The sequence below is a fragment of the Enterococcus sp. BSD2780061688st2 D3 genome, assembly GCF_005844145.1.
Lineage (GTDB): Bacteria > Bacillota > Bacilli > Lactobacillales > Enterococcaceae > Enterococcus_B > Enterococcus_B durans.
The window spans coordinates 1-9,548 of sequence record NZ_SPHN01000034.1; the positions used below are offsets into that span (position 1 = coordinate 1).

Consider the following 9,548-nt stretch of genomic DNA (forward strand, 5'->3'; position numbering starts at 1 on the left):
TAAGTCGAGCACAACGACGTTTTGAAGGAACTTTGAGATATTCTTTAGGATATTAAAATTAACTAGCACCACGGGTAAATTCCTATTAAGTTGTAACACATGAAATTGCTTATAATAGTGTATTGAAATTAAGGTAGATTGACAAACGAGTGATCAAATAGATATACTACCTTCAAACGACCGTTTGAATGTGAGGTGAGATGAATGGAAAAAGTTTGCCAAGTGACTATCGTACATAAAGAAAAAGTAAATGTAATAAAAAAAAAATTGGATCAAAAAGATTTTTCAAACTTACTTGTGTTAGGGAAATGTTTCAGCGATTCTTCTAGAATTAAAATTTTTTATGCTTTAGAAACCTATAAGGAAATGTGTGTCTGTGATTTAGCAGAAATACTTAATGCTAGTGTCGCTACAACGTCACACCATTTACGTTTTTTAAAAAAACATGGAATGGCAAAATCACGTCAAGATGGAAAAGTAGTTTATTACTCTTTAGCGAATGAAGACATCCTTTCCGCTATTCATGTTTTTTTAAAGTTATCAGAAAATCTATCTATGAAATCTTAGTTTGGAGGAAGTTATTTTGTTACAAAGTATTTTTTCAGCTATCGCTGTTTATATTTCTACCAGCATTGATTATTTGTTTATCTTGCTGATTATTTTTTCTCAAAGTCATACAAAAAAAGGGCTCCGTCAGATTTTTTGGGGTCAATATCTAGGAACAGGTATCTTAGTAGCCGTAAGTTTATTTGCAGCATATGTGCTGAATTTCATTCCGCAAGATTGGATCATTGGGCTTCTCGGTCTAATTCCGATTTTCTTAGGAATCAGAGTGGCATTGGTTGGCGAAGAGGAGGAAGAAGAAGAGGAAGTCGTTGAAAAGCTTGAATCAAGAGGAACAAACCGCTTCTTTTGGACCGTTGCCTTAATAACAATTGCTTCTGGTGGCGATAACTTAGGGATTTATATTCCTTACTTTGCCTCGTTATCTTTTTCAGAGATTGTCACCGCTCTAATCGTATTTGCTATTTCTGTTGCGGTTCTTTGCTATATCAGTTACAAATTAGCCAAGATTTCTTTTGTTTCCGAAACCTTAGAAAAATATGAACGAATCCTTGTTCCTATAGTGTTTATTGGCTTAGGAATTTATATTTTGATAGAAAATGGGACGATTCAAACACTATTAAATTTTATATAAACAACTACGATAGTGAAGTTCAAATAAAAAAAGACAGCGAGATTTTAACTCGCTGTCTTTTTTTATTTGAACTAATGAATTGTAAAATCATTTTAACCTTGTAGTTTGTCTTTATTTTTCTTTTTCTTGTTCTTCGATATGAGTTGAAACTTGCTCAAGAATACTAAAAATATGAAGATCGTCAAGGCTATAAATCATATTTTTACCAGCTCTTTTTGATTTTACTAATCTTGAAGTCTTTAAAGTTTTTAACTGGTGAGAAATTGCTGATTGTTCCATACTCAAAGAATGCGCAATAGCTCCAACGCTAAGTTCTTCTTTCTGCAGAAGAAATAAAATTGAAAGTCGGGTAGGGTCACTGATCATTTTAAATATTTTACTTACCTCTTGGATAGATTCATTTTTTAATGGAGAAGTTGATAATGAATTCATAAGAATTTCTCTCCTTCATATGTTTGTTTATTCACATTTAGATTATCATAATATTTTTATAAAGCAAGATTTTTTGTATAAGGGTAGCTATTTTAGAGTCCTATTTTTTTTATCACCTAAATAAGATAACTATTTTTTTGACAAATTAGATAGAGCGATATAAAATGAATGTATAGACATATGAATGTTCGTTCAAACGTAATTCGTAAGCATTACGATTTCTAAAAAAAAGTTTTATTAAGAAAGGTGATAGAAATGAAAGAGATTCAAGAGCAACACTCACACGAAAATAATAGTCACGATCATGGGAAAATGCCAATTATTTTGTACTTTATTGGTTTAGCATTGTCGCTCATTGCGTTATTTGTAAACGGAGAAAATAATTTAATCCAAAACACTTTGTTTTCAATTGCTTCAATTAGTGCTGGTTATCATGTCATTATTCTTGAAGGAATTGGAGAAACGATTGAAAACTCAAAAAGACAACACAAATTTACCCCTAATTCTCATATTTTAATGGGAATAGCTGCAATAGGTGCTTCTCTGATAGGAAATTTTTGGGAAGGAACGTTATTGGTTCTTATTTTCTCTGGAGCACATTTTCTTGAAGATTATGCTGAAGGAAGAAGTAAAAGAGAAATTACCAAGTTATTAGAAATGAATCCAACAACAGCTAGGCTAATCATGCAAGATGGCAATACAACAATCGTTAATGTTAGTGAGTTGAAAGTAGGAGATCAACTTCAAGTGTTAAACGGTGACCAAGTACCGATTGACGGAGTAATAGTATCAGGCTCTACTTCGATTGACGAATCTTCTATTAATGGTGAGAGTATACCTAAAGAGAAATCAAAGGGAGACGGAGTTTTTGGGAGTACAATTAATGGAACGGGTACCTTTACTATGGAAGTCACAAAAGAAACTAACGATACTGTCTTTTCAAAGATTTTACAACTAGTGAATCAAAATCAAGAGAATCAAACAAAAGCGTCTAGTATTATCCAAAAGTTTGAGCCTAAGTATGTTAAATTTGTTTTAATTGCAATCCCACTCTTCATTTTACTTGCTCCTATGCTGTTTGATTTGACATGGTCACAAAGTATTTATAGAGGATTAGTCCTTTTAGTCGCAGCTTCTCCGTGTGCTTTAGCAGCAGCTACCGTATCCGTAACATTGTCAGCCACTTCTAATCTAGCAAAAAGAGGCGTACTTTCAAAAGGAAGTGCCTATTTGTCCCAATTAGCGGATATTCAAGCCATTGCCTTTGATAAAACAGGAACATTAACTAAAGGGAAACCGGAAGTAACCAATTATTACTTTTCTGATTCTGTGAACGAGGAAAATATGATTGATATCGTAGTGGCTCTTGAAAAAGAATCAAATCACCCGTTAGCAAGTGCTATTTTAGACAAGTTTGAACCAAAAAATAAACTAGCTATTGAAGTGGAAAATCAGATTGGAAAAGGTTTAATAGGCGATTATAACGAAAACACTTATCGTATAGGTAAACCAACTTCTTTTGAGGCTGTATCGGATGACTATACACGTTTGAATAAAGAATGGGCTTCAGAAGGTAATACGGTTGTATATGTATCAGAAAATGAAAAAGTAATCGGCCTGATAGCATTAATGGATATTCCAAGTGAACATGCGAAAGCAACTATAGATTACTTTAAGAAGTGTGGTATCCATACCACTTTAATTACTGGGGATTCTGAAATGACAGGGCAAGCTGTTGGTAAACAATTAGGAGTAGATCAAGTAATTGCAAACGTCATGCCAGAAGATAAATCTAACATTATCAATGAACAAAAAGAAACCTATGGTATAACCGCTATGGTGGGAGATGGTATAAACGACGCACCTGCTCTTGTGAAGGCAGATGTTGGAATTGCTATGGGAGAGGGTACGGATGTTGCAGTAGATGTATCTGATCTAGTATTAATGAAAAATGATTTGTCTAAATTGGTAAAAGCTCATGAAATTTCTTTAAAAATGAATCGAGTTATTTGGCAAAATATTATTTTCTCAATGGTAGTTGTCGCTTTTCTAATTACCGTAAGCTTAGTAGGATTAACGGATATAGCCATTAGTGTGATTGTTCATGAAGGAAGTACCTTAGTCGTGATATTAAATGGTCTTCGATTATTAAAGTCTAAATAAATACATGAAATTGGATAAAATCATGTATCTAAAGTTTGCAGCCTCTCTAATTTTGTATTACAATGTATATACAAAAAGAAGGGGGTGATTCTAATGACTGTCATATCGCTCAGAATTGATACTCAGGAAGATAAATTAATTAAAGAATATGCTAAGGCGAAGAATATTTCGGTTTCGGCTCTGATTAGAAGTTCTGTCTTGGAAAAAATCGAGGATGAAATTGATTTGGGCCTATATAATCAAGCCATGAAGGATCATAAAGAGAATCCGAAAAGTATTTCTTTTGAAGACATGCTAAAGGAGCTATCTGATTAAATGAGCTCAGGTTATCAAGTCGAGTTTGAAAAAGGAGCTCAAAAAGCGTTAAAAAAAATGGACAAATACCAATCCCTTTTAATTATGGGATGGATTCAAAAGAATCTAGTGAATTGTACCGATCCTAGGCAGCATGGAAAAGGATTAACCGTCAATCGATCAGGCGAATGGCGCTATAGAATCGGTGATTATCGCTTAATAGCTGATATCAATGACGAGACCGTAACCATTTTAATGTTAGAGATTGGTCATAGAAAAAATATTTACAAATAAACCATTCAAATTGAGTGCAAGCATGTTTAATAAAAAAGGATTCTACTGCTTTTTAAGCGGTAGAATCCTTTTTTGATACGATTTAATTATCTATATTAAGCACGTAAGGCAACAATCGCATCTTCAATAATATCTTGCTGCGTTGCCTAAATGAGCAATTGCGTTTCTAAATAGTCTTTTATTTCTTCAACCTCCACTAGAATAGAGCTATTAATTGGCACGTAGACGTTTGCTGATGTCATAATCTTCAACTCCTATCGTTATAGATAATAACGAAAGATAAACCAAGGTGTTACCAGCTACTACAAGAAACTAAATAGAAATATTAACCTGCACAACAAGATAATTTCGAAATATCTTTATCAAAGGCTAGAGCTGCTAACTTTAAGCCTTCTGACATTGTTAGATAAGGCGCTAAAGTATCTTTTAAATCAGCTACGGTCAATCCAAATTTAACGGCTAAGGATGCTCCATAAATAACTTCTCCTGCATTTTCAGAAACGATATGAACTCCCAAAATCTTCTGTGTTTTTCTATCAACCACAAGTTTAAACACCCCTGTCGTATTATGATTGACAATCGCTCTAGGAACATTTTCTAATGACAATACCGCTTTTTTTACTTCGTATCCTTTTTCTTTCGCTTGTTGTTGTGTTAACCCAACAGTTGCAAATTGCGGACTGGTAAATGATACTCCAGGAACTACCGATAAATCGATTGCTTTATTTAACCCACCAATTGCATTTCCTGCTGCAATTCCTCCTTCATAGGCTGCTACATAGACAAACTGAGGTCCTAATGTCACGTCTCCTGCTGCATAAATTTTTCTATTACTTGTCTGAGCAAAAGCATTTATCTTGATTTCATTGTTTGGCCCAACTTGAACGCCTGCTGCGCTCAAGTTCAATACTTCTGTATTCGGTTTTCTTCCTGTTCCAACTAGTAGCTCGTCTGACTCAATGACCTTATTTTTGCCGTTTACAATAATATGAACTTTTTTAATATTTCCGTCTTGCTCTACTCGTTCATAAGTTGCTCCGGAAATGAGCTTTATTCCTTGTTCGATTAAAGCTTTCTCCATTGCTTCAGAAATCTCTGGATCATACTCTTTTAAAAGTCGTTTGCTTCTTTGAATAAGGGTAACCTCAGAACCCAGATTGTGGAAGAGCTGTCCCAGTTCTCTTCCAATATAACCCGATCCAATAATTGTTAATCGTTTTGGTACTTTTCTTAGTTCAAGGAGGGTTGTGCTAGTTAAATAATCTACTTCTTTAAGTCCAGTAATACGAGGTAAGAGTGGAGAAGCACCCGTTGCGATTAAAAACCGTTGGGCAGAATATGTTTGCCCACTAACTGTCACAGTGTTTTCGTCAATGAATTTTGCTTCTCCTTTAATTAAATCAAAACCATAGTCGTCAATTAAATTAGTGTATTTTTGTTTGCGTAAATCATCAACTAGTTCATTTTTTTGATCGACTAAGCGGTCTAATTCTACTTCTCCCGTAGAAGTGTGCAATCCTTCAAAAATATTTACATGTGCTGATTGATTGATTTCTCCAGCTCGAAGCAGCGTTTTTGAAGGGATACAACCAATGTTCACACAGGTTCCGCCTACAGTTCCGCGTTCAATCATGCCCACCTTTGATCCATACTCGACTGCTTTTATAGCTGCTGAAAAAGCTGCTCCACCAGAACCGATAATGAGCAAATCATAATCTTCCTTGTTATTAGTCATCACGCGTTTTTGAACAGGTAACTTTTCTACTTCTTCGGGCTGATAATTTATTTTTTTAACTGCTTCTATCGCGTTTTCTATTGCATAGTCGTCTGGTAATTGAAATACCGCTTCGCTTTGACTGAAATCTGCTTTAGCGTTGAGAGCTCCCATGCTCTCAAGCGCTTTTTCTATATGTTTTTCACAGCCAGTACAGGTCATTCCTTGAATGCGCATTCTAAATTGATTCATTTTCCTACCCCCGTTAATTTTCTATTAATACTTCTATGATAGGACACGCGTATAGTTCTTTTTCATCTGGACATCTTGCTCGTAAATCTTTTAGCATATATTCTATTCTATTCAAATTCTCGATTTTTTTTTGAATTTCTCTTTCTTTCTTAGAGACAAATTCAAACATACCTTCACAACGAATGTTGTCTTTATCTACAACACCAAGTAATTTATAAATTTCATTTAAAGAAAAGCCAATTTCTTGTAGGTGTTTAATGAATTTTACTCGTTTTACATCTTCCTCTGAATAAACTCGATAACCGGAATTAGTCCGATCGGGTTCTGGTAGTAAGTTTTTTCGTTCGTAATATCGAATGGATTCCTTATTTACACCACATTTTTCAGAGAAGGAGCTAATAAAATAAGCCATGCTATCACATCCTTTTTTTAATTATAAACCATGTACTTAGGTACATGTCCAACCAAAAATAATACGAAGGGGGGAATATCATTTTCCTTCTTATTTACTTTCAAAAATGAAGTGAAAATTAAATGTGGTACCAATAAATTTTGAGACTTCTTTTATAATAAATAATATCGGACCTAAATACATGAAATTACATAAAATCATGTATCAAGAATCCTATCCTTATAGGGTTCTTTTTTTTTACTCCCCCTAAACACACGATTTCGTGTTGTAATAACTATAATCATGTATTCGAACAGACTAAAAAGGAGGGATTGTCATGGGCTATAATGTTCAGCCACTACGGTCGCAACAGGAGATTAATGATTTTTTATTTTGCCTGCGACGGAATAAAAATGCGGAACGTGACGTTTTCTTGTTTCTAATTGGAATTAACAGCGGTCTGCGCATGTCCGACATCGTTAAACTCAAGAAAAAAGACGTGATTACCTCAAAAAACCCGCGCATCGTGGAGCAAAAGACAGGGAAAACACGCATTTTATACTTAAGCAGCTTACAGGACTTGATTCACGGCTATACCGCACCCTTAGATCCGGAGGCTTACTTGTTTCCCAGTACTAAGGGCGGCCATTTAGAAGTCAATACGGTCTACCAGATGTTTCAAAAGGTCGCGAAGCTGTTAGGAAGGGACGATATCGGCACCCACACCCTACGAAAAACCTTTGGTTACCACTATTACAAGAAAACCAAAGACGTGGCCACCTTAATGGAAATCTTTGGTCACAGCAGCGAGAAGATTACCAAACGCTACATCGGAATTAATGAAGATGAAATCAGTGAAACGTTATTAAATTTTCGGTTAGGTTTTTGATTGTATTATATAATAGATAAGCACAGTAAGACGGTTATAATCACCCACAGTATTGGACAAATCAACCTTTTTTTGGTATATTATATATACAAATGAGAGCAGGCTCATAGTCAACTTGATATAAATCCGGAACATAAGGGTCCGGCGGGTGGCGAGCACCAAAACTAAACTCGATACAAATCCGGAACGTAAGGGTCCGGCGGGTGGCAAGCACCAAAACTAAACCTGTACAAAAGGCTGCTCTTTTGAGCAGCTTTTTTTATTGGGAAAAAGGAGCATTCTTCGCACGCGGCAAAAAAAGAATACAAACGCATGTCTATAAAAGAGACAACCCAAATTACCAGACAGTTAAACGCGATTTATAAGGCTGCTCATCTCTTACAAGAACATTTTGTAGATAAAAAAGTATCCTTTGTCGGAGAAGTCTCAACGGTAGCGATTATTTTTTCGACAACTAATTTTATGCACCTCTGTGGCATTGATTATCGCAGAGGCACACACTTGTTTTTTCAAGATGCCTTAGACAGGAAAATAAATTTACAGGATATTCAAATCAAAACGGATGGGACGACCTTTCAGAAATTACAAGTAATAGGTAGCCTTGATTTATTATTGGGGAAGCATATTTCTATTGTTGGCAGAGGTGTTTACTCTTCTCTTCGCTATGATGCAGCTATTCGAACAAGGAAAAAAATATTGGCTCTGTCTTTGAAACAAAACGGATTAATCTATATCCCTATCTCTTTGTTAAACCTATCATCAAAGGAAATTGGACCTGGACAAAAAGTTACTGGCATTTTTAGCGAGGATTTAACATCCGGGGAACTTAAAATGATTATGGAAGTCATCGATTAATCATTAATAGTGATATGCGACGTCATTTTGAAGTAATTATTCTATTTTGGGTTATAAAATAAAGCATTTTAAGACGATTTCAAATCATTCATGTGGGTTATTTATCACGGATGAGCTTGAAATCGTCTTTTATACGTATCAAATTGAAATGTTCGGCATACAATCTATCGTTGTTACTACATTACTAATTGTCACTTGTTAAGGAACTTGGATCCTTTCTAAACATTCCCTAGAGATAAATTTTACTTTATCCCTCCGTTAATATCCAATTTAAGCACCTTTCCGATTCAGGGTTAATTTGCATATCAAGTGCAGCTTGTGTTCTAGTAAGATTAGCCCTTTTAGTCCGGCTGAGTTGACTTATGGATATAAGATATGGTCATAGCAAATAGATACTACGTATAGTCTGTTAATTTAGTGTCATTAATCTTAAGTTGGATAGGCTACAATTAACTAGACAGAAAAATTAGGGTGTGTAGACTAGAAGAAAACATACCAGGAGGAATTTTTATGTCTAAGAGAACACGAAGAACTTTTTCACAAGAATTCAAGCAACAAATCGTCAATCTTTACTTAGCTGGAAAGCCACGTGTAGAAATCATTCGAGAATATGAACTAACGGCTTCAGCATTTGACAAATGGGTAAAGCAATCTAAAACGAGTGGTTCATTCAAAGAAAAAGATAATCTTACGCCTGAACAAAAAGAATTGTTAGAACTACGTAAAAGAAACCAGCAATTAGAAATGGAAAATGATATTTTAAAGCAAGCAGCGCTGATATTCGGACGAAGAGACAAGTAATCGATGCGAATAAGCATCTTTACCCTATATCAGCGATGTGCAGAATATTAGGTCTATCACGTCAGTCCTATTATTATCAATCAAAACCAAAGAAAGACGAATCAGAACTTGAAGAAGTAGTCGCTGAAGAATTTATCCGCAGCCGAAAGGCCTACGGCTCAAGAAAAATAAAAAAAGCCTTATCAAAACGAGGCATTCAGATCAGCCGACGAAAAATTAGTAGAATCATGAAAAATAGAGGATTAAAATCGAGCTATACTGTTGC

At 35.0% G+C, this 9,548-nt stretch carries 10 protein-coding genes and 1 pseudogene; 8 read left to right on the forward strand and 3 right to left on the reverse strand.

Annotation, left to right across the window (positions count from 1 at the left end; translation table 11 throughout):
* The first annotated feature begins 204 nt into the window (after positions 1-204).
* Positions 205-567 carry an ArsR/SmtB family transcription factor gene (locus FGQ66_RS14355; RefSeq protein ID WP_002300950.1) on the forward strand — a complete coding sequence of 121 codons (363 nt, stop codon included), beginning with the start codon at positions 205-207 and terminating at the stop codon, positions 565-567.
* A 16-nt stretch (positions 568-583) separates the two neighbouring features.
* Entirely contained in the window at positions 584-1,198 is a 615-nt protein-coding gene (locus FGQ66_RS14360) for a CadD family cadmium resistance transporter (protein ID WP_002300952.1), read from the forward strand.
* 111 nt (positions 1,199-1,309) lie between these two features.
* Here the strand turns inward: FGQ66_RS14360 and FGQ66_RS14365 are convergent, their stop codons facing one another.
* Positions 1,310-1,630 carry an ArsR/SmtB family transcription factor gene (locus tag FGQ66_RS14365; RefSeq protein WP_002301366.1) on the reverse strand — a complete coding sequence of 107 codons (321 nt, stop codon included), beginning with the start codon at positions 1,628-1,630 and terminating at the stop codon, positions 1,310-1,312.
* Between the two features lie 255 nt (positions 1,631-1,885).
* On the opposite strand from FGQ66_RS14365, the gene FGQ66_RS14370 reads away from it, so the two are divergent.
* The 3 genes from FGQ66_RS14370 to FGQ66_RS14380 all read left to right on the forward strand — a co-directional run bounded on the left by FGQ66_RS14370 (position 1,886) and on the right by FGQ66_RS14380 (position 4,381).
* Positions 1,886-3,793, forward strand: coding sequence for a heavy metal translocating P-type ATPase (locus FGQ66_RS14370; RefSeq protein ID WP_002301365.1), 1,908 nt, complete (start codon positions 1,886-1,888; stop codon positions 3,791-3,793).
* Between the two features lie 93 nt (positions 3,794-3,886).
* Positions 3,887-4,108: a type II toxin-antitoxin system RelB family antitoxin gene (relB, locus tag FGQ66_RS14375; protein ID WP_002307624.1), complete on the forward strand. Its 222-nt coding sequence runs from the start codon at positions 3,887-3,889 to the stop codon at positions 4,106-4,108.
* Positions 4,109-4,381, forward strand: coding sequence for a type II toxin-antitoxin system RelE family toxin (locus FGQ66_RS14380; protein WP_002301363.1), 273 nt, complete (start codon positions 4,109-4,111; stop codon positions 4,379-4,381).
* Positions 4,382-4,706: 325 nt separating this feature from the next.
* Here the strand turns inward: FGQ66_RS14380 and merA are convergent, their stop codons facing one another.
* A complete protein-coding gene (merA, locus tag FGQ66_RS14385) occupies positions 4,707-6,347 on the reverse strand; it encodes a mercury(II) reductase (RefSeq protein ID WP_002316044.1) in 1,641 nt (546 codons plus the stop codon).
* Between the two features lie 13 nt (positions 6,348-6,360).
* Positions 6,361-6,759 (reverse strand): mercury resistance transcriptional regulator MerR, encoded by a 399-nt coding sequence (merR, locus tag FGQ66_RS14390; RefSeq protein WP_002301360.1) that lies wholly within the window; start codon positions 6,757-6,759, stop codon positions 6,361-6,363.
* A 316-nt stretch (positions 6,760-7,075) separates the two neighbouring features.
* Between merR and FGQ66_RS14395 the strand changes: the two genes are divergently transcribed.
* The 3 genes and pseudogenes from FGQ66_RS14395 to FGQ66_RS14405 form a co-directional block, all read left to right on the forward strand.
* On the forward strand, positions 7,076-7,627 hold the full coding sequence (locus FGQ66_RS14395; protein WP_002307628.1) for a tyrosine-type recombinase/integrase: 552 nt from the start codon (positions 7,076-7,078) through the stop codon (positions 7,625-7,627).
* Positions 7,628-7,939: 312 nt separating this feature from the next.
* Complete coding sequence (locus FGQ66_RS14400; RefSeq protein WP_002301358.1) at positions 7,940-8,482, forward strand: PBECR4 domain-containing protein; 543 nt, start codon at positions 7,940-7,942, stop codon at positions 8,480-8,482.
* A gap of 510 nt (positions 8,483-8,992) precedes the next feature.
* Positions 8,993-9,548, forward strand: a pseudogene (locus FGQ66_RS14405) (IS3 family transposase); the annotation flags it as partial.